This is a genomic window from Alkaliphilus sp. B6464 (assembly GCF_018141165.1).
GTDB lineage: Bacteria > Bacillota > Clostridia > Peptostreptococcales > Natronincolaceae > Alkaliphilus_B.
In genome coordinates this window covers 1164477-1185894 of record NZ_CP058557.1, presented here as the reverse complement: position 1 = coordinate 1185894, position 21418 = coordinate 1164477, and the positions used below count along the sequence as shown (strand labels likewise).

Here is a 21418-nt window from a genome sequence, read left to right as displayed (position 1 = left end):
TTTTCTCAAAATAAAATTTAATTAATCTGGATGGCTTTCACTACTAATCGTGTTGGTGGATTTTTTACATTAATGGGATCACAAGTAATCAATGTTAGTTCACTTTTATTACAGTTTTCCAATACTGAAATTTCATTCTCGTCTACTATTTCTTTGCTAAAAACCCTATAAATAAACTCATTATTTTTTGTATCCATCACTGAAATTTCATCGTCGATTTCCAATTCATTTAATCTATTAAAATGACGCCCATATTTTCTACTTCTATGTCCTGCTATTGCATAATTATTTCCTTCCCAAGGCTTTCCGGTGTTATTAATACTGGATATAGAAACATTTAAATGCTCCTTTGTTGCACCTTTTAATATTGGCATTAATAGATCAATTTTTTCAATTATTAAGGTAGCCTCAACAGGCCATTGTTTATCTAATTCTAACATCTTTTTATTCTCCGATTGGTGTACCATCTGATCTTCAAGGCTTTCATCTTCTTCAATTATATTATCTTTAATGTTATCCATATCTTGGTTCGTATCATCATCTATAGCATGAATTGCACTCATACTTTCAATATAATTATTCTTAATCTCTTGTTGTTTTATATCATAATAAAAATTACGCAAATTTGGGTACAAAATAATGCCACTACCAATAACAATTAATGTTATTGCTAGTACATTTTTTATAGATAATCTATTTTTCATTATGTCCTCCAATAAATTTATACACTATTAATATCATGTCGTCTAAAAATGGAACAATAAGTCCCCCATCTTCTTTAGTTGGAGAACTTATTGTCTAAATACTTTAAGTATATTTATTGTTAAACCCTGTTACTTATGCCTTTTATTGGGCAGCTTTCTTTCTTATTGTTACCCAACCTAAAATAATTAGTAACAGCCCAACTGAATACGTCATAAGAGGACTTCCTTCACCTGTTTGGGGTAATTTCTCAGTTTCAAAATCTGTTATAGTTCCAAGTGGTATACCATCATCTGGTACCTCAACCCCGTCATCTACAGGAACTTCCTCTGGTATAGTTTCTTCAACTACAGGAGTCTCTGGTTCTTCTGGCTCAACATACTCCTGTGGTTCTACTGGTTCTGTTGGTTTATCTGGCTCATTTGGTTTATTTGGCTTATTTGGTTTATCTGGTTTGTCTGGCTCATCTGGATCTTCTCCGCCAGGTGTAGTTGGTACTTTAATATTTTTCAAAACCAAATTAACAGTAATAGAACTACTTATTGTTAATTCATGAATAGTTTTATCTAAATCATATCCTCTTGGAGCTTTTGTTTCAACCAGTGTATATTTCCCTAATGGTAAGCCTGTAACCGTATCTACTCCGTTTTTATCGGTTGTTAGTACAGCTACTACTTCTCCTTTAGAGTCTTTAACCTCAAACTCTGCTCCTGATAATGCTACTGTGCTATCCTTACTATCTATCTTTTTAATACTTAACCCACCTAAAACTGGCTGTGGTGGTGTTTTTATATTTGATATAGATAGATCAATATGAAGTTCCTTGTCTTCTTCATCACTTCCACTAATAACTATAGTGTGAGTCTTAGAGTCTAATCTATATCCCTTTGGTGGTTTTGTTTCTCTTAAAGTATATGTGCCTTGTGGTAAATTTTCTTGCTTTGCTAATCCATTATCATCTGTTATTAGAATATACTCATTGTTAGTTTCAGTATTCTTAAGTTTAAACTCTGCTCCAGCTAAAACCTTAGTTTCATCTTTAGAATCTACTTTTTTGATAGCTAGTGAACCAAGCTTGTAGTTTTTAACTTCTAAAGTTTTTGTCCTTGTTTTATTATCATAATCCTCACTTACTTCTTCCTTATAAAGCTTAATTTCTATTGGTATCTCTAATGCCTGATATCCTTCTGGTGGATTAACTTCTTCCAAGAAGTAAGTTCTAAAGGATAGATTTTGGAATAAAATCACTCCATCGTCATCGGTCTTAATAGGTTCACCAACTAGTTTATTTTCGCCATTTAAATAATAGTATAATTGGAACTCAGCGTCTTTTATTCTTTCATTAGGTGAATCTCCATCAATTTTTATTAGCTTAATATTACCTTTGTTAGGATCTATCTCTCCACCTACCCAAGAAAATTGCCTTGCACTCAGCTTTGTGGTTTCTACTATTTCTTCTATTTCTTCAGAACCACTAAAGGAAACCTTATTATTAACCTCTCCAGTTTCTGCTGAAACTACTGTACTATATCTTATTACATACTTAGAATCAATTTTATCTTGAAATTCTATCGTTAAAATAGTTTCATTTAAATCATTATTTTCTGTTTCTAAAGTATACCTATTTGTTAGAATAACCTCTTCTTCACCAACAATTTTATATACCTTAAGACTATCTACCACATATACAAGACCTGGGCTTATAGTGTCTACTACCTTAGCATTTTCAATTTCTGACAAGCTTCTGTTTATAATAATCTCCCAGTTAAGCTCGTCATCTGTATAAACCTTCGTCCCATTTACATTTATAGCTTCCTTTGATAGGAACTCGTTATACTCGGAATAAGCTACTGTACCTGCATATGTTGATGATTGTTCTCCAATTTTAACTTCAGCTCTATTCATATATTCATTTTTCGATTTACCATCTACACTGGTTGTATATATTATTACATATCTTTCTTTAACTTCTTTATTAAAGGTTAGTGTAAAGCCTTTTTTATCCTCGTTAGAAGAAACTGTATAGTCTTCTCCCTTTACTAAAGAGTCATTAAGAATATCTGTTGTTCCATTTGGGTTTACTTTATACTGTCTAACTTCAATACTATCTTCATCAAGGAGTCCTTCATATTCCCAAGTATCAGTTACAGTAACACTACTACCAAGGCTTTGTTTCAGATAGTTTATATATACTTCCCACTGAAGTTTTCTCTCCTTGCCACTGATCCACCCATTAGTTCGTCCTTCTTCACCTTCATGTATTCTTTTACCTTCTTTTTTACCACTAAACCAAGATTCTGTATTTACAGTTGTTGAATCCTTAGAATCTTTTTCTATATCTTTACCACTTTTAGTTGTTCCTATAAATTGAGCTTTGTTTTCATATAATCCATTCGCAGTATTTTCTTCTATCCCTTTTTCTGGATCAAAAGAAGTTTTATAGGTAATAGTGATTTTTTTATTTAGGGGTAAAGCATTTTCTTTAAATTCAATTTCAAATCCTTTTTGATATCCAGTTACACCATCCTCGGTACGCGGTTTAATGGTATAATCAGTATCCCTCTCAAATCCTGGTTCTACTTTTAATGTATCTTCTAACAATACTAAACCTTTATTAGGGAAAGTATCTATAATTTTAAGGTTTGCTATAGGATCTTTAATTGGGTCTATAGTAATTCTCCAGCTAATGGTTTTTGCTTCATAGTCAGTGCTAACAAATTCTTTCTTATACGAATTATCTTTAGGCTTAACTGGAGCTGGGGGTATTGTACCACCGTTTCCAACACCATATCCCGTTAAATAAACCCTATTTTCAAATGTTTTCCCTTCAGTAAAATCAGTTATTTCCGTAACGTATTCTATTTTATAATAGTCTTTGTCTATATCCCCCAAATTTATTGTTAGAGTTGTATCTTCTTTTCCAGTAGGCTTCTCGGGGTTAGTAGTTATAGTATATCCCTCATTTACTTCTGTGTTATTTTTAAATATTTTTATATTATCTTTGTTCAACTTTAATCCTTCTGGAATTAAATCGGTAATTTGTGCCTTATTTATTGGATGCCTAGCCTCATTTACATGTATGGTCCACGTAATAGTTTTGTCATCATACTTTTCGGCAGATTTACCTTCTTTTCTTAATATAGGTTTTCTTGCTACATAAACTTTCTTTTCGCTAGAATCGATTTCGGCACTTCCATCTTTCAAAATTACTTTATTAGTAAATGAATTGCCGTCTTTTTCATAGTTACCATTGTTCACTTTGCTATAATCTATATCTGTTTTGAACTTAATTCTATACGCTTTTGTTCCGATATTTCCTAATTTAATATTAGAAATATCAGAAATATCTCCTGAATTAAATTCACTAGTTACATCAGCTTCGATCCAATCCTCTCCATTTTTTGTAAGCTCATATATTTTTATAGAATCCTTAATTAAGACTAATCCTTCTGGTAGTATATCTTCAACAATAGCATCTGTTATATTACGTCCGGCTTTGTTCACGTCGATAGTCCACTCTATTATATCTTTTTGTCCATCTTGGCTCCCATCTTTTTCTATAAGCTTACTTCTAGTAATCTTCACTGGAGTACTTGTTGCTTCTAGTGGAGTAGACCCATCATAAGAAAATTTAGCAGTATTTTCAAATGAAGTTTTGCTATAATCCCCTATTCCAGTAGTAAACTCAATCCTGTATCCACTGTAGCTTTCTATTTCTCCAAGGTCTACTGTAATGGTTCTATCATTTATTGTTGGAGTAATAGAACGTTCAACTCCTATATTTTTACTACCATTATAGCCTAGGGTTAATGGATAAACTTTTATTTCCGTAGGTAAATTTAATCCAGCTGGTATAGTGTCTTCAACCTTAGCACCTTTTATTTTAGAGTTTTCAGTATTTATAACATCTATAATCCATGTAATTTCCTTAGCATCTTGTTTTGAATCAGGCTCCCCTGCTTTAGTTATTGCAGTGGCCTCTTCCTTAGGTTTAAGAGTTATTGTTAGTTCCTTATTCACTTTGTCATTAAATTCGATTTTTTGGATAGTGCTTTCATTAAACTTCTCTAAGTTAAATTCTACTCCAAAACCTACAACACCATTTTTTACTCCACTACTTGCAATTTCATCATTAAAAACAAACTCTAATATGTTTGTTTCGGCAGATAGATTAAATGTGCCTACAATAGTTTTACCATCTACTGTATCTACTGTTATATTACCATTAAAATCTTTTGGAAATTTAAAAGCTTCTGGTACTTTAATACTTGCTGTATCTCCTGAGTTTACAGTAACCCCACTTTCAATTTCCCAGCCATATTCAAGTTTTACAATTATATCCTTTTCTATAATAATTGATTGGCTATTTTCGTCAAATTCTTCTTCTCCTACCTTTAAACTTTTAAAAGTAAAGATATCTCCTAAGTCTTTAGGGTCTTCTATAGGCTCAATCATTGGTATTATAGGAAGTATCCCTTCCGTAGTGCCTTCCTCTGGAGTTACTTCTTCTATTTCATCTTCAGGTATAGTTTCTGTTTCTTCTTCGTTACCTTCTATATCTTCTTCATTTTCATCCGGTCCTAGTTCTTCCAAGTCCTCTGGTTCTTGTGCTGTATTATCATTATCATTTTCATTATCTTCAGTAGAAACAACTTCACCACTTACTTCTACTAAATCAGTATCTCCTTCATTCGCATAGACTAAAAAGCTTTCTGTAAAGACACCGCTCATAACTGTTAACAACATAACTAAAATCATAAAGCCACTGATTCTTCGTTTCTTTCTACTTTTTTGAAATATCATATTTTAAAAACTCCCTCCCTTCTTCTAAATTAATGACTCTATGCTACTTTATGCTCTTATCATATGTAAATCTCCATTGTATTTTCTTTACAACACTGCAATAATCCGCTCCTTTCATAAATAGCTTATATGACAGCTTCATTGAAATAGTTCTATATTATAGGCCAAAGGGCCGTATTGCCTATAATATTTTTATCTGATACTATAACTATAAAAGCATATGTAAATTTTAACAAAATATGTCTGAACATTTTCTGAACATTAAGAATGATTTTCTATTTAAAATAGGATTTTTTTTACAATTATAGATCTATTTACTTAGCTCAATACTTATTCTACTAAAAAGGCACCTTAGGATAACAAATCCTTAGGTGCCTTAATTATTTATTTTATATAAAATTAAATACTTATTAAATTTTTGACTATAAAGAATTAATGTTTTTCAAGATATTAAAATAGGACTGATTAATGCATAAATAAAAGCGTAAAGACTAGCCTTTAGTATTAGCAGTCTTTACGCTCTTTTGTTAAATAATTCTATAAGTTTTTAATATCTATTACATCATATCCTGCATCTTCTATTATTTCTTTAATAGCTTCATCAGAAATATTTGCTGAAAGTTCCACTATAGCATTTTTACCTGCTAAGTCAACAGTTACTTCCTTTACGGCTTCTTGTGCTTTTAATGCTTTTTCTACCCTTCCTGAACAATGTCCACAAGTCATACCTTCAATCATAATTTTCTTTTTCATTGTATATTCCTCCAGTTTTTAAATTTTAGATATATAGTAGATTTTATTGTGTTGCCATAATTTCATTTAATGTTTAATATTTTTTCATATTATTAACGGTGAGATGGTTTAAATCTTCTTAATCTTAAAGCGTTTGTAACTACTGAAACAGAGCTTAAAGCCATAGCACTTGCTGCAAACATAGGGTTTAAAAGCGGTCCACCTAATGCATATAATAGACCTGCTGCAATTGGTATACCAGCAGTGTTGTAACCGAAGGCCCAGAATAGGTTTTGTTTAATATTTGTAATAGTCTTCTTGCTTAATTGAATAGCTGTTACAACGTCCATTAGGTCACTTCTCATTAGTACAATATCAGCAGACTCCATAGCAACATCTGTACCAGATCCTATAGCCATTCCTATGTCAGCTTGAGCCAGTGCTGGTGCATCATTAACACCATCCCCAACCATTGCAACTTTCTTGCCTGTAGCCTGTAGCTTTTTAACTTCATTAGCCTTATCTTCAGGCAATACTTCTGCCAATACTATATCAATTCCTACCTGTTTTGCTATAGCCTCAGCAGTTCTCCTATTGTCTCCAGTTATCATAGCTACTTCAATCCCCAGTTTATGAAGAGCAGCTATAGCAGCTTTACTGCTTTCTTTTACAACGTCTGCAACAGCAATAATACCTGCTAATTCTCCATTTATAGAAATATACATTGGTGTTTTACCTTCAGTGGCTAATTTATCTGACTCGTTTTGGAGAGTAATTGCAATCTTTCTATCATCCATTAACTTTTTATTACCAAGTAGCATGTTTTTATCTTCAATTGTAACTTCTATACCATGTCCTGGAATAGCAATAAACTTATCTACCTTTTTCAGCTCTGAGTTTTTTTCTTCCCCAGCTTTAACAATAGCTTCTCCCAGTGGATGCTCTGAGCCTTTTTCTGCAGATGCTGCAAGAAGTAGAAGTTCTTCTTCTGTTATTCCGCTTTGAACAACTATATCGGTAACCTTTGGTTTACCTTCTGTAATAGTACCTGTTTTATCAAAAACAACAGTTTTAATTTTGTGTGTAGTTTCAAGTGCCTCTCCACCTTTAATTAGTACCCCATGTTCTGCACCTTTACCTGTACCTACCATAATAGCTGTAGGTGTAGCTAGACCTAAGGCACAAGGACAAGCAATAACTAATACAGAAATAAATATGGTTAGAGCGAAGTTTAGTGAATTTCCTGTTACATACCATACTATCCCAGCAACAATAGCGATGCCAATAACTATAGGTACAAAGTATCCTGAAACAATATCAGCCATTTTAGCGATAGGAGCTTTAGAACCTTGTGCATCTTCTACTAATCTAATTATTTGTGCTAATGCAGTATCCTTTCCAACTTTTGTTGCCTCAAAGGTAATAGATCCATTTTTATTAATGCTTCCACCAGTCACCTTATCTCCTTTATTTTTCTCTACTGGGATACTTTCACCAGTTAGCATAGACTCATCAATAGAAGTATATCCTTCCTTTACTATACCATCTACTGGTATTTTTTCGCCAGGTTTTACAATTATGATATGTCCTACTTCTACTTCTTCTATAGAAATTTTAACTTCTTTTCCATCCTGAATAATTGTTGCTACTTTAGGCTGTAGTCCCATTAGTTGTTTAATAGCCTCTGATGTTTTTCCCTTAGACACAGATTCTAAATACTTACCTAGCATTATTAAAGTAATAATAACACCTGCTGTTTCAAAATATAGTTCCATAGCCATATCATGGTTTCCACCAGCTATTTCCATAATAGCGTAAATACCATAAACAAAAGCAGCACTAGTACCTATAGCTATTAAAGAATCCATATTAGGACTGCCTTTAAACAATGTTTTAAAGCCTATAGTATAAAACCTATAGCCAGCTAACATAACAGGTATAGTTAAAAGCATCTGAGTTACAGCAAAGTTTAACGGATTGTAGTGGGGATCTAAGATCTGAGGTAAAGGTGCTCCCATCATATGTCCCATAGAAATATAAAAAAGTGGTGTAGTAAATATAACTGCAATAATAAATTTTTTCCAAAGGGTTTTTATTTCCTTTTCCTTTGCTTCTTTATCTTTATCACTACTCATTTCAACTTCTACATCTAATGGTTTATATCCTGCTTTTTCAATAGCTTGCTTGATTTTAGATATTTTTATTATATCATTATCATATTTTACTTTAGCCTTTTCCGTAGCAAGATTAACGCTAGCTTCTATTACTCCATTTTGCTTTTTTAATGCCCTTTCTACAGCAGCACTACAAGAAGCACAGGTCATCCCTTTAATAGGAATAGTTATTTCTCTTACATCTGTATCTTCTACTAGTTTATATCCTAGTTTATCTATTCTATCTGCCATATCTTCCATGCTTATTTTTTCTGTATCATATTCTACAGTAAGTTTTTCTGTAGCCAGGTTTACAGTTGCTTTTGAAACTCCATTAGCCTTAGAAATATTTCTCTCAACTGCAGATGAACAGGAAGCACAGGTCATACCCTTAACACTTACTGTTTTAGTAGTAGTTTTCATAAATATTTCACCCCTTCATAATATATAGTTTTGTAACTTTATGTCTAATTATTTTGTTAACTTCTTAATGGTTTTTAAAACCTCTTCTATTACGTCAGTATCTCCATATTGAAGCTGATCAACTACGCAATTCTTTATATGACTCTCTAATAAAATAATTTGTACAGAATGGAGAGCAGATCTAGAAGCTTCTATTTGATTAATAACATCATCACAATAAGTGTTATTTTCAATCATATTTTTGATGCCTCTAATCTGTCCTTCTATTCTATTGAGTCTATCTAAAACAGATTTTTGGGCTTTAATCGAATTTTCTGTTGGTTTCTTTGTTTCTTTATCTACGCCACAACAATTTTCCATACAATCACCTCCCTTGCTCTAAATATACCATACCCCCATAGGGTATGTAAAGTGCCTTTTATAAAAATTTTAAATTTATTTTATTATATAAAAAATAGAATCTGCTATTTGAACAAGCCTTTTATACTATTATGCAAAAAAGACAGGCATAACATACCCATCTTTTTCATATTTAGTATTCGAATTTTTTATTATTCTAAAGATAAATCTCCCATTATAATTCCTACTATATTACCTTGCTCATTTATAACAGGTACAGCTATGGTAACACAATATGTGTTAGAAGACAAAGAAATATAAGGCTCCGAAATAAAAGTTTCTCCTTTAATAGCTTCTTGGAAATAAGGTCTATGTGCATAATTTCCCTTTATTTCTTCATCGCTATGGTTTGAATCCCTAAGAATAATAGCTTTGCTATCTCCTGTATTATTCATTACAGCTAAAAGCTCAAAGAAATTATGTTTTTTCATCTCTATAAGTAGTATTTCACATGAAACAAATTCATTCATATCATGTAGCTTTTTATTTTGGCTGGTATCCTTTAACACTTCAATACCATTATTAACTAGGCTTTTCATACGTCCATCCATAATAAATTCTTTTACAAAACCATTAATAATAGTCTGAATGTCACTAGTCATTAATCCAAGTTTTTTAATAGATTCAAACATCATTTGCGCCGAGGCTGTTTCCTCCTGTACAGAAGCTGCAGCTTCCTGAGCAAAAGAGGTTGACCTTTCAGCAGCTAATGTAATTTTTTCTATTGCTTCATTAAATATTTGTATTATCTTTACTTCTTCCTCAGCTAAGTTATATATACTCTCAACTGCATTATATGTATTTTCCGTAGATTGTAAAATATGACCTAGTTGATTTTTACTCTGGTTTATTGTTGTAATATTTTCCTTAGATCTACCTACCTCATTTTCAATTTCCTCTGTGATATTATTTACTTTTTCCATAATACTATTAATAATAATTTCTATCTCCCCTGCTGATTGTGAAGATTGTTCTGCTAGCTTCTTAACCTCATCAGCAACTATAGCGAAACCCCTACCGGATTCACCTGCTCTAGCCGCCTCTATAGAGGCATTTAAAGCTAATAAGTTTGTATTATCACTAATATTAGTAACTACATAAGTTATTTGCTGAACCTTTTCAGCCTCTTGCTTTAAATCCTTAATCTTACTAGAAAGGCTAATGCTCCAATTAGTATTTATATTAAGTAGATCAACTGCCTTTTCAAATACCTCTGTGCTATCTTTAACTACTGAAACCATTTCCTTTGATATATCTTGTGTTTTTTTAGATTGTTCTAAAATATTTAATATATCTTTTTCCATTTTCTCTGTATATTCTTGTGCTTGAAAAATCGCTTGGCTCTGAGATGCTGCTTCTGATGCAATATCCATTACAGCCGCCGCTACTTCCTCTGAAGAATCAGATATATACCTTGCACTATGTTCTAATTCTTTAGTAAAGTTTAGTGTTTTTTCGTTAGAACTATACACCTTACCAATGAAATTCCTAAATCCAAATAAAAGTTCATTTATAGATCGTGCTAACTCTCTAACTTGTTTATTCCCTCCAACCTCTAGCCTTGAGGTTAAATCTCCTTGTGAAATTTCAATGACCTTGGCATTCATCTTTTCAAGTTGCCTGTTTTTCCCCCAAACCATTCTTATTCACTCCCTACAATGTCTTTTAACTAATTAATTCAACAATATATTTTAGTTACCTGCCTATTTTTAAAATTATATATCAATTACTCTTCAATAACATAATATAAACCATATTAATAAATAATATACATTGTATTAACATAAGCCCAGAGATCTTTTTATTAGATAGCTAACTATTCTAGATCATATGAAGCCATGTATTTTACAGAAAATTAGACAATAAAAAAACACAATTACATAAATTGTAACTGTGTTCTTAAATATATCGCAGCGACCTACTCTCCCAGGCAGCTTCCCGCCAAGTACCATCAGCGCTGAAGGGCTTAACTACTGTGTTCGGTATGGGAACAGGTGTGACCCCTTCGCTATTGCCACGATATTTTGACTAGATTCTTATTGTATCATCTTCGTCAATAATTTTCAAGAGAATCTTAATACTTTGCAGTTTCGCATAGCAAATTTGTTTATTCCCTTACGGTCATACAAATTTGGTGCTCATTGCCTTTAACCTACCATCAATTTATTTCATAAATTGGGTTAGGTCATAAAATTCCCTCAAAACTATACAATGTTAGAATATATTGGTCAAGCCCTCGACCTATTAGTACCTATCAGCTAAGTACATTGCTGCACTTACACCCTAGGCCTATCAACCAAGTAGTCTTCTTGGGGTCTTACCTCCTTACGGAGTGGGAAATCTTATCTTGAGGGGGGCTTCGTGCTTAGATGCCTTCAGCACTTATCCCTTCCGCACTTAGCTACCCAGCGATGCTCTTGGCAGAACAACTGGTACACCAGAGGTGCGTCCATCCCGGTCCTCTCGTACTAAGGACAGCTCCTCTCAAATTTCCTGCGCCCGCGACGGATAGGGACCGAACTGTCTCACGACGTTCTGAACCCAGCTCGCGTACCACTTTAATGGGCGAACAGCCCAACCCTTGGGACCTACTACAGCCCCAGGATGTGATGAGCCGACATCGAGGTGCCAAACCTCCCCGTCGATGTGGACTCTTGGGGGAGATAAGCCTGTTATCCCCGGGGTAGCTTTTATCCGTTGAGCGATGGCCCTTCCACTCGGAACCACCGGATCACTAAGCCCGACTTTCGTCCTTGCTCGACCTGTATGTCTCGCAATCAAGCTCCCTTTTGCCTTTACACTCTACGCACGATTTCCGACCGTGCTGAGGGAACCTTTGGGCGCCTCCGTTACTTTTTGGGAGGCGACCGCCCCAGTCAAACTGCCCACCTGACAGTGTCCCAAGACTGGATTCACAGTCTATGGTTAGAACTTCAGTACTACAAGAGTGGTATCCCAACGATGACTCCACTGAGACTGGCGTCCCAGCTTCTAAGTCTCCCACCTATGCTGTACATGTAGCACCGAAATCCAATGTCAAGTTGCAGTAAAGCTCCACGGGGTCTTTCCGTCCTGTCGCGGGTAACCAGCATCTTCACTGGTATTACAATTTCACCGGGTCTATTGTTGAGACAGCGCCCAAATCGTTACGCCTTTCGTGCGGGTCGGAACTTACCCGACAAGGAATTTCGCTACCTTAGGACCGTTATAGTTACGGCCGCCGTTTACTGGGGCTTAAGTTCATTGCTTCGCAGATGCTAACAATTCCCCTTAACCTTCCAGCACCGGGCAGGCGTCAGCCCCTATACGTCGTCTTTCGACTTAGCAGAGACCTATGTTTATGGTAAACAGTCGCTTGGGCCTATTCTCTGCGGCCGGTTGAGGCTTACAGAGTAAATCTTTAACCAAAACCGGCTCCCCTTATCCCGAAGTTACGGGGTCATTTTGCCGAGTTCCTTAACAATAGTTCTCCCGATCGTCTTAGGATTCTCTCCTCACCTACCTGTGTCGGTTTGCGGTACGGGCACCTAGAAATCTCGATAGAAGCTTTTCTCGACAGTGTGGAATCAGCCAGTTCGCTACTTAAATTTCGCTCCCCATCACTTCTCAGGATTAATGTTAAAAGGGATTTGCCTCTTCTAACTCCCTACCAGCTTAGACGCACACAACCAACGGTGCGCTGAGCCTATCCTACTGTGTCACTCCATCTCTCAAACGATTTTAGGTGGTACAGGAATTTCAACCTGTTGTCCATCGCCTACGCCTTTCGGCCTGGGCTTAGGTCCCGACTAACCCTGAGCGGACGAGCCTTCCTCAGGAAACCTTAGGTTTTCGACGGGCAGGATTCTCACCTGCCTCTCGTTACTCATGCCAACATTCTCACTTCTATACAGTCCACTGCTCCTTCCGGTACAGCTTCAACCTATATAGAACGCTCGCCTACCATCCTTACGGATCCATAGCTTCGGTGATACGTTTGAGCCCCGGACATTTTCGGCGCAGAATCACTCGACCAGTGAGCTATTACGCACTCTTTGAATGAATGGCTGCTTCTAAGCCAACATCCTGGTTGTCTATGCAACTCCACATCCTTTTCCACTTAACGTATACTTTGGGACCTTAGCTGATGGTCTGGGCTCTTTCCCTCTTGACTACGGATCTTATCACTCGCAGTCTGACTCCCGAGTAAAAGATAACGGCATTCGGAGTTTGATAGGTTTTGGTAACCGGTGAAGGCCCCTAGACCATTCAGTGCTCTACCTCCGTATCTCTTAACCTCGAGGCTAGCCCTAAAGCTATTTCGGCGAGAACCAGCTATCTCCGGGCTCGATTGGAATTTCACCGCTACCCACAGTTCATCCGGTGACTTTTCAACGTCAATCGGTTCGGACCTCCACGAAATTTTACTTCCGCTTCATCCTGACCATGGGTAGGTCGCCCGGTTTCGGGTCTACGGCATGAAACTAGACGCCCTATTAAGACTCGGTTTCCCTACGGCTTCGCACCATAGGTGCTTAACCTTGCTCCATACCGTAACTCGTTGGCCCGTTCTACAAAAAGTACGCGGTCACACATAAAAAGTGCTCCCACAGTTTGTAAGCAGAAGGTTTCAGGTTCTATTTCACTCCCCTTCCGGGGTTCTTTTCACCTTTCCCTCACGGTACTATGCGCTATCGGTCACCAGGTAGTATTTAGCCTTGGGGGGTGGTCCCCCCTGCTTCCCACAAGGTTTCACGTGCCTCGTGGTACTCTGGATCACGGTCTAGAATATCATCGTTTCATGTACAGGACTATTACCTTCTATGGTGAGTCTTTCCAAACCTCTTCTATTACGATGAGTCATCATATATGACCGGTCCGCAACCCCGATAGAGAAAACCCTATCGGTTTGGGCTTATCCCCTTTCGCTCGCCGCTACTTAGGGAATCGATTTTTCTTTCTCTTCCTCAGGGTACTTAGATGTTTCAGTTCCCCTGGTATGTCTTCTATTACCTATTGATTGAGTAATAGATACTTAGGTATTAACCTAAGTAGGTTTCCCCATTCGGAAATCCCCGGATCAAAGATTGCTTGCATCTCCCCGAGGCTTATCGCAGCTTACCACGTCCTTCATCGACTCCTGGTGCCAAGGCATCCGCCTTCTGCCCTTATTAGCTTGACCAAAGCTATTCGCAGTTTCGCATTGCAAATTTGTTCGCTCCCTTACGGTCGCACAAATTTGATGCTCATTGCGTTTGACCTACCTTCGATTTGCTTTGCAAATCGGGTTAGGTCATAATCTAACATTGTGTAGTTTTCAAGGAACTATTTATCAAAGCATTACTAACCTCTAGCATATAGCTAGTATGTTGATAATACTTAGCGAGAGAGGTCTCTCAAAACTAGACAGTATAGATTGCCAATTCTCCTTAGAAAGGAGGTGATCCAGCCGCACCTTCCGATACGGCTACCTTGTTACGACTTCACCCCAGTCATTGGCTTCACCTTCGACAGCTTCCTCCAATAAAGGTTGGATAGCTGGCTTCGGGTGCTTCCGACTCCCGTGGTGTGACGGGCGGTGTGTACAAGACCCGGGAACGCATTCACCGCGACATTCTGATCCGCGATTACTAGCAACTCCGACTTCATGTGGGCGAGTTTCAGCCCACAATCCGAACTGGGACCGATTTTGTAGGATTCGCTCCGGATTACTCCTTGGCTGCCCGTTGTATCGGCCATTGTAGCACGTGTGTAGCCCTGAACATAAGGGGCATGATGATTTGACGTCATCCCCACCTTCCTCCGAGTTATCCCCGGCAGTCTCTCTAGAGTGCCCAGCCGAACTGCTGGCAACTAAAGACAAGGGTTGCGCTCGTTGCGGGACTTAACCCAACATCTCACGACACGAGCTGACGACAACCATGCACCACCTGTCACCTCAGTCCCCGAAGGGAAGGCTTCGATTAAAAAGCTGTCCGAGGGATGTCAAGTCCAGGTAAGGTTCTTCGCGTTGCTTCGAATTAAACCACATGCTCCGCTGCTTGTGCGGGTCCCCGTCAATTCCTTTGAGTTTCATTCTTGCGAACGTACTCCCCAGGCGGAGTGCTTAATGCGTTAACTGCGGCACCGAGGTTTGACCCCCAACACCTAGCACTCATCGTTTACGGCGTGGACTACCAGGGTATCTAATCCTGTTCGCTACCCACGCTTTCGTGCCTCAGCGTCAGTTGCAGTCCAGAGAGTCGCCTTCGCCACTGGTGTTCCTCCTAATATCTACGCATTTCACCGCTACACTAGGAATTCCACTCTCCTCTCCTGCACTCAAGCCCTACAGTTTCAAAGGCTTACTACGGTTGAGCCGTAGCCTTTAACCTCTGACCCATAGGGCCGCCTACGCACCCTTTACGCCCAATGATTCCGGATAACGCTTGCCCCCTACGTATTACCGCGGCTGCTGGCACGTAGTTAGCCGGGGCTTCCTCCTAAGGTACCGTCATTATCTTCCCTTAGGACAGAGCTTTACGACTCGAAAGCCTTCATCGCTCACGCGGCGTTGCTGCATCAGGGTTTCCCCCATTGTGCAATATTCCCCACTGCTGCCTCCCGTAGGAGTCTGGACCGTGTCTCAGTTCCAGTGTGGCCGTTCACCCTCTCAGGCCGGCTACTGATCGTCGCCTTGGTGAGCCATTACCTCACCAACTAGCTAATCAGACGCGGGCCCATCCTATACCGAAATTCTTTGACCTTTTAGGGATGCCCCTAAAAGGTATTATGGGGTATTAGCAATGGTTTCCCATTGTTATTCCCCTGTACAGGGTAGGTTGCCCACGCGTTACTCACCCGTCCGCCGCTAAATTAAAATCATTCCACCCGAAGGCTTCCTGAAAATAATTTCGCTCGACTTGCATGTGTTAGGCACGCCGCCAGCGTTCATCCTGAGCCAGGATCAAACTCTTAAATAAAATTTCTGGGTACCATCTTTTAAAGATGGATTTATTATTTGCTGGCTTAATCTATACTGTTTAGTTTTCAAAGACCTCTTTGAGGGCTTATGCCCTTCAATGTCCCTCGTGGGGACTCTAACTACTATATCATGGTTATTAATCTTTGTCAACAGTTATTTTTAAAATTTTAAAATCAATATTTAAAATGTTTTTTACTGGTGACGACTTGTACAACTATATCACGGTTTAGAATTCATGTCAACATATTTTGCAAAAAAATTTAAATAGCAGATACAAGTATTGAAATCTTGCATCTGCTGTCTATTATATTTACTCTTCGCTTTCTTCTATACTATCTTTAGCAAAGGCAATTGATGCAATAATAGATTGAGGGTCTTGAATAATACTAATTTCCTGTCCAAATTCCATATCTGCAACCTTTAATATGTCTCCAGGCTTAAATTGAGAGATATCAAACTCTAAAGCTTTAGGAATGTCTCTAGCGGAGCACTCCACCTCTATATCTCTTAATTGTTGTTGGATTATTGAACCGCCTCTTTCAACTGAGGATTTACCCCTTAATATTATAGGAACCGATACATTTATTCTCTCATTCTGGGAAGCTTGTTGAAAATCAACATGAATTATTTTACCTGTAACAGGATCCTTCTGAATTTCTTTAACGAAAACTGTGTAATTAACTCCTCCAACATTTAATCCTACTAGTCCTCCACTACCATAATTTCTAGTAAAATCCTCTACTTCCTTAGAGTTAATTTCTAAAGGCAATGTATTCATATTACTTCCATAAATGACAGCGGGTACATATCCTCTTTCTCTTAAACGATGACTTGCATTTTTACCTAGATCTTTTCTGACTTCGCTACTAAAAGCATATTTCATAGATAAATCACCCCTAGTTTCTTTTCTAATCAATTATTTCCAAAAGTTTATGTTTTATACTTTTAGTAGTCTAGTCATCATTTACATAACAAAAAAGCGGTGAAATTTAATTCACCACTAGTGTAGTTTAATTATACTTCTTCTTTATCTACTTCAGCTCTACTTGATATATGAGCAAAAGAAGCTACTACCTTTTCTCTATCTTCTAATATCTCAATATGTTCATTTTTAGCAATATCTAAATCTTCTATTGTTAGAACATCCTTTTCATTTAGTTTAATAGCATCTAGTTCAACTTTGTCTGGTAAATACTTAGGATAGGTTTGAATTTCTACCTCATTAATATTCATCTGTATAAATCGAACCGAAGATTCTACCTCTTCTCTATTAATAATTTGAATTGGCATTTGAATTTTAATCTTTTCATTTTCATCTAATGTTTGGAAGTCCATATGCAATATTTCATTATTAATATTACCTCTTTGTATTTCTTTAATAATTGCAAAGGATCTCTTTCCTTCAAGATCCAAAGCTATTTTCATACTTTGACCATATCTTGATAATATTTTTTCCATTTCTCTTTCGTTTAATGATATCTCTTTTGTCTTTTCTCCTCTGCTGTAAACTACTCCTGGTACATTTCCACTTCTTCTTGTCTTAAGTACTTTGTTTTTTCCTTTAACATTCCTCAATTCAATATTTAATACCGGTGTAGCCATTTTAGAATTCCCCCTTCTATTTTGTATTTTATTGCTTAGTACTATTAAACCAAATTAATTCAAAAATTTCAAATTTGGCACTAAATTTTATATAAATCAAATTTTCTTTACTAATCAACAGAACGTAAAACTCTTTCCGCCACATCCCTTAATCTAAGCCCCCCTATAACTTCATCAGCCGCAACAACAATAGTTTTTATCTCTTCTGATCCTTCGTCATAATGATAGGAATAAACATAACATATAGCATCCTCTGGAATAAAATCATCTACCATGTAAGCTGTTTCATCAGCTAGACTCATTAGTTCTTCAATTAATTCCTCTTCATTCACATCAATTGCTTGGCCCTCTAGATCTAATTCTCGTTTTAATTGCTTTACATCTTGTATAATTTGAAAAATCAAAGTATCCTCTCGCTTTGAGCCTTTAGTTAAATCTTTTACCATTTTAAATTGAGTATTTTCTTTAATTTTCTTTAAAACTTCTTCACTATCTATAAAATGATCTCCCATTACTATGTAGGCCATTTGTTTCTCTCCTTTTATGCTTTAAATTATAGTTACAATATGCATATTATTCTCCTTACCCATAAATAAATCCTTTAAAATAATTTAAAAAGTCGTCTGTCCTGTCCTACTTATAAAAAAGAAGCCCACATAGTGTTTTACCTATGTGCACTCCTATTGCAAGTTTTAAACTACATTGACTCAAAACTACGACCGCGTAGAATTTTTTGTAACCCCTTAGAGGTTATATAGCCTAAAATAAAAGTAATAATAGTTGGAATTAATATAGCCAGCGAATTATTTAGAAGGTCTTTTGTAACACCACCTAATGTATATGCTACAACCACAAATGTAATTGGTAATTGATAGGCAGGAAACAATCCCGCAGCAATAGCAATGCTTTTATCTTTGTCATATCCCTTAAATAATGTAAAACATGTAATATCTGTTAAAATACCGCCTATAGTAGCTATAAAAAACATCCAAATAAAGAAGATACTTAGCAATCCACCTATTAATAATCCCATCATAGTAATAGTTCCTGGCCTTCTAATTCTAGAAGCCAATAGTGTAACCCCTACGCTATAGATTGGAGCTACTAAAAGAGCCCGAAATGCAGGAGTAGGTAGCATTTGCATAAACGGTAGTAATGCATAACCAATAGTTAAAATTGCAGCAACTATTAAACTTATAAATATTATTTCTCTTAATTCAAATTTTCTCATACTTCACCTACTATACAATCATTATATTATATATTTTAGCCTTAACGATGATTAATGTATACCTATATTTCCCTGGATTTCTTCTATAGTGGACTCTTCTATGGTTTTACTAAACCTTTTCCTCTCTATTATACATTGTTTATATAAAACTATTAATCTCTATTTGGTATAGAAAACAGCAATGTAATTAATATAAAATTAGTTACATTGCTGTTTTGACTATATTCTTTAATTTCGTATTCACACTAAAAATCAAATTCTTTAAACAATATGTTAATTCGATATCGTATCCAAAAAATTTAAAAGGAAGTAACGATTGTTACTTCCTTTTATTATACTTATATTAATCCATTGTATATGGTAATAAGGCAATGTGTCTTGATCTTTTGATTGCTTGTGTTAACTCTCTTTGATGAATTGCACAATTTCCTGAAATTCTTCTTGGTAAAATCTTACCTCTTTCAGTTACGTATTTTTTTAGTTTATGCACATCTTTATAATCAATATTTTTTGTTTTATCAGCACAGAAAACACAGATTTTTTTTCTTGTTTTACGTCTTCTTTTATTGTTTACCATCTTTTTCCCTCCTCTTCTCTAGAATGGGATGTCTTCGTCATCATCCATTGCCTGGAATTCGTTAATATCTATATCTACAGACCCAAAATCATCATTTCTTTTAGATGGGGATTGTCCTTGTCCTTCTTTATTACCCCACTCTAAAAACTCTACCTGATCAGCTATAACCTCTGTAACATACCGTTTTTCGCCAGTTTGAGTTTCATAGGATCTGCTTTGAAGTCTTCCTTCTAATCCTACCAATCTACCTTTTGCAAGATAGTTAGCACAGTTTTCAGCAGTTTTTCCCCATACTACTATGTTGAAAAAATCTGCTTCCTTTTCTTTAGAAAATGGCCTATTTACTGCTATACTAAAGGTGGCTACGGCTTTTCCGCTTGCAGTAAAACGTAACTCTGGGTCTCTAGCAAGACGTCCGATTAAAATTACTCTATTCATTTTTCTCCCACCTTTACGATTATTCTTCTATTTTAATAATCATATGTCTAATTACTTCATCAGCAATTTTTAAGTTTCTGTCTAATTCTTTTGGTACATCAGCTCCAGCATTGAAGTTTACTAAAGTGTAGTATCCTTCGTTTACCTTGTTGATTTCATAAGCTAACTTTCTGTTACCCCACTCATCAACATTTTCGATTGCTCCATCAGCTTCGATGATACCTCTAAATTTGTCTAATAGTTGAGTTCTTTTTTCGTCTTCAACGTTTGACTTTAGAATGTATACTAATTCATACTTGTTCATTTTTCCACCTCCCTTTGGACTTAGCGGCCCTGTTTTATTACAGGGCAGAGAAATGATTTTCTCACATTAAGATATTATATCACTTCATTTAACTGAATGCAAATAAATAATCGTATATTGTTAAAATTTTTATAACAATTTACGATTATTTATATTGTAACCTAAAATAATAATTTATTCTATTATTAGTTTTTTTATTTTTTATTTTATTTCTCTTCAAAACCTTTATTCAATGGCAACACCTGATTTACTATGTTCTTTGCTAGCTGATTTTAACATTGTAATTGAAGTATATAAAATAACACCAATAACTAACCAACCTAATATATTAAGTGGTAATGACTTTACAATATATGCCGCAATAAATACTCCAATAGCTCCACCTATTGTTATACCTAAGGATGCCTTTCTGTCGTATGCTCCTTCCTTAACAAACTTTACAGAAGCTACTGGCATAAGAAACGCACAGGATCCCATCATAATTGGAAAGGCAATATTCGGCGACATACCTAAAAAGTACACTAAAGCCATACAAGGTGCATAAAGACCAATCCCCGCTGTCATTAAGGCCCCTAATACAAAGTTAGCTGCTATAGCAAATATTAATTTACCACCTTCTAATCCAATTGCATCTCCACCTCCAGGCATCCATCCTACCTTAGATGCAAACATTAAAAATGCTGTTATAAATAAAGCTACACCCATTGTAAACTGAATTATTTTCTCTGGTAGTTTTGAAACTATACCTGCCCCTACCCAAGCACCTAGAGCTGCTGCTGCAAGCATGCCTATTAGTGTAATTGGTTCCACCTTTATTACTGTCATAAAAATAAAAGCCTCTGCTACAACCGGTATAGTACAAGCAACATTTAAAGTACCAGGAATTACCCTATCTTTTGTTTGCTTAAAGGCCTTCAATAAAGCTGTGGTAGGTGCAAAAGAACCAATTCCTAAGGTATCGAAAAAGTTTGTAATAAACCCAATTACACTTACCTTTAACCATGAGTTTGATTCTAAATTATTTTTATGCTTAACTATATCATTTATAAAAACTATAGCAAAACAAATTGTTAAAGCTGCTAAAACACCTAAAACCGCAGTTATCATCATT

Annotated in this window: 14 protein-coding genes and 3 rRNA genes; all 17 read right to left on the bottom strand. The window is 36.1% G+C overall.

Annotated features, from left to right (window positions below; genetic code table 11):
• Positions 1 to 17: 17 nt before the first annotated feature.
• The 17 genes from HYG84_RS05695 to HYG84_RS05615 all read right to left on the bottom strand — a co-directional run bounded on the left by HYG84_RS05695 (position 18) and on the right by HYG84_RS05615 (position 21414).
• Complete coding sequence (locus HYG84_RS05695; RefSeq protein ID WP_212381167.1) at positions 18 to 704, bottom strand: class D sortase; 687 nt, start codon at positions 702 to 704, stop codon at positions 18 to 20.
• A 142-nt stretch (positions 705 to 846) separates the two neighbouring features.
• Positions 847 to 5505, bottom strand: coding sequence for a collagen binding domain-containing protein (locus HYG84_RS05690; protein ID WP_212381165.1), 4659 nt, complete (start codon positions 5503 to 5505; stop codon positions 847 to 849).
• Between the two features lie 537 nt (positions 5506 to 6042).
• Complete coding sequence (locus HYG84_RS05685) at positions 6043 to 6258, bottom strand: heavy-metal-associated domain-containing protein (protein ID WP_212381163.1); 216 nt, start codon at positions 6256 to 6258, stop codon at positions 6043 to 6045.
• Between the two features lie 92 nt (positions 6259 to 6350).
• Complete coding sequence (locus HYG84_RS05680; protein ID WP_212381161.1) at positions 6351 to 8813, bottom strand: heavy metal translocating P-type ATPase; 2463 nt, start codon at positions 8811 to 8813, stop codon at positions 6351 to 6353.
• Between the two features lie 48 nt (positions 8814 to 8861).
• Positions 8862 to 9173, bottom strand: a complete 312-nt coding sequence (locus tag HYG84_RS05675; protein WP_212381159.1) for a metal-sensitive transcriptional regulator — start codon at positions 9171 to 9173, stop codon at positions 8862 to 8864.
• Between the two features lie 191 nt (positions 9174 to 9364).
• A complete protein-coding gene (locus HYG84_RS05670; RefSeq protein ID WP_212381157.1) occupies positions 9365 to 10852 on the bottom strand; it encodes a methyl-accepting chemotaxis protein in 1488 nt (495 codons plus the stop codon).
• Between the two features lie 265 nt (positions 10853 to 11117).
• Positions 11118 to 11234 (bottom strand): 5S ribosomal RNA (gene rrf / locus HYG84_RS05665).
• Between the two features lie 202 nt (positions 11235 to 11436).
• Positions 11437 to 14373 (bottom strand): 23S ribosomal RNA (locus HYG84_RS05660).
• A gap of 251 nt (positions 14374 to 14624) precedes the next feature.
• Positions 14625 to 16153 (bottom strand): 16S ribosomal RNA (locus HYG84_RS05655).
• Together the 16S, 23S and 5S rRNA genes form the textbook arrangement of a ribosomal RNA operon.
• A 312-nt stretch (positions 16154 to 16465) precedes the next feature.
• Positions 16466 to 17038, bottom strand: a complete 573-nt coding sequence (locus tag HYG84_RS05650) for a 50S ribosomal protein L25 (RefSeq protein WP_212381155.1) — start codon at positions 17036 to 17038, stop codon at positions 16466 to 16468.
• Between the two features lie 131 nt (positions 17039 to 17169).
• Positions 17170 to 17757, bottom strand: coding sequence for a 50S ribosomal protein L25 (locus HYG84_RS05645; protein WP_212381153.1), 588 nt, complete (start codon positions 17755 to 17757; stop codon positions 17170 to 17172).
• 110 nt (positions 17758 to 17867) lie between these two features.
• Complete coding sequence (locus HYG84_RS05640) at positions 17868 to 18284, bottom strand: hypothetical protein (protein ID WP_212381152.1); 417 nt, start codon at positions 18282 to 18284, stop codon at positions 17868 to 17870.
• Positions 18285 to 18454: 170 nt separating this feature from the next.
• Positions 18455 to 18988 carry a hypothetical protein gene (locus tag HYG84_RS05635; RefSeq protein ID WP_212381151.1) on the bottom strand — a complete coding sequence of 178 codons (534 nt, stop codon included), beginning with the start codon at positions 18986 to 18988 and terminating at the stop codon, positions 18455 to 18457.
• Between the two features lie 343 nt (positions 18989 to 19331).
• Positions 19332 to 19565, bottom strand: a complete 234-nt coding sequence (rpsR, locus tag HYG84_RS05630) for a 30S ribosomal protein S18 (protein ID WP_212381150.1) — start codon at positions 19563 to 19565, stop codon at positions 19332 to 19334.
• Positions 19566 to 19583: 18 nt separating this feature from the next.
• The gene (locus HYG84_RS05625; RefSeq protein ID WP_212381149.1) at positions 19584 to 20003 is read right to left on the bottom strand and encodes a single-stranded DNA-binding protein; all 420 of its coding nucleotides are present in this window, start codon (positions 20001 to 20003) and stop codon (positions 19584 to 19586) included.
• Between the two features lie 19 nt (positions 20004 to 20022).
• Positions 20023 to 20307, bottom strand: coding sequence for a 30S ribosomal protein S6 (gene rpsF / locus HYG84_RS05620; RefSeq protein ID WP_212381148.1), 285 nt, complete (start codon positions 20305 to 20307; stop codon positions 20023 to 20025).
• A gap of 225 nt (positions 20308 to 20532) precedes the next feature.
• Complete coding sequence (locus tag HYG84_RS05615; RefSeq protein ID WP_212381146.1) at positions 20533 to 21414, bottom strand: sulfite exporter TauE/SafE family protein; 882 nt, start codon at positions 21412 to 21414, stop codon at positions 20533 to 20535.
• Between the last annotated feature and the right edge of the window lie 4 nt (positions 21415 to 21418).

Excerpts from the sequence above, each read along its gene's own strand:
- HYG84_RS05645 (WP_212381153.1), bottom strand. The coding sequence starts at position 17,757 with ATGGCTACACCGGTATTAAATATTGAATTGAGGAATGTTAAAGGAAAA.
- HYG84_RS05690 (WP_212381165.1), bottom strand. The coding sequence starts at position 5,505 with ATGATATTTCAAAAAAGTAGAAAGAAACGAAGAATCAGTGGCTTTATG.
- HYG84_RS05685 (WP_212381163.1), bottom strand. The coding sequence starts at position 6,258 with ATGAAAAAGAAAATTATGATTGAAGGTATGACTTGTGGACATTGTTCA.
- HYG84_RS05625 (WP_212381149.1), bottom strand. The coding sequence starts at position 20,003 with ATGAATAGAGTAATTTTAATCGGACGTCTTGCTAGAGACCCAGAGTTA.
- rpsR (WP_212381150.1), bottom strand. The coding sequence starts at position 19,565 with ATGGTAAACAATAAAAGAAGACGTAAAACAAGAAAAAAAATCTGTGTT.
- rpsF (WP_212381148.1), bottom strand. The coding sequence starts at position 20,307 with ATGAACAAGTATGAATTAGTATACATTCTAAAGTCAAACGTTGAAGAC.
- HYG84_RS05635 (WP_212381151.1), bottom strand. The coding sequence starts at position 18,988 with ATGAGAAAATTTGAATTAAGAGAAATAATATTTATAAGTTTAATAGTT.
- HYG84_RS05675 (WP_212381159.1), bottom strand. The coding sequence starts at position 9,173 with ATGGAAAATTGTTGTGGCGTAGATAAAGAAACAAAGAAACCAACAGAA.
- HYG84_RS05680 (WP_212381161.1), bottom strand. The coding sequence starts at position 8,813 with ATGAAAACTACTACTAAAACAGTAAGTGTTAAGGGTATGACCTGTGCT.
- HYG84_RS05615 (WP_212381146.1), bottom strand. The coding sequence starts at position 21,414 with ATGATAACTGCGGTTTTAGGTGTTTTAGCAGCTTTAACAATTTGTTTT.
- HYG84_RS05695 (WP_212381167.1), bottom strand. The coding sequence starts at position 704 with ATGAAAAATAGATTATCTATAAAAAATGTACTAGCAATAACATTAATT.
- HYG84_RS05650 (WP_212381155.1), bottom strand. The coding sequence starts at position 17,038 with ATGAAATATGCTTTTAGTAGCGAAGTCAGAAAAGATCTAGGTAAAAAT.
- HYG84_RS05640 (WP_212381152.1), bottom strand. The coding sequence starts at position 18,284 with ATGGCCTACATAGTAATGGGAGATCATTTTATAGATAGTGAAGAAGTT.
- HYG84_RS05670 (WP_212381157.1), bottom strand. The coding sequence starts at position 10,852 with ATGGTTTGGGGGAAAAACAGGCAACTTGAAAAGATGAATGCCAAGGTC.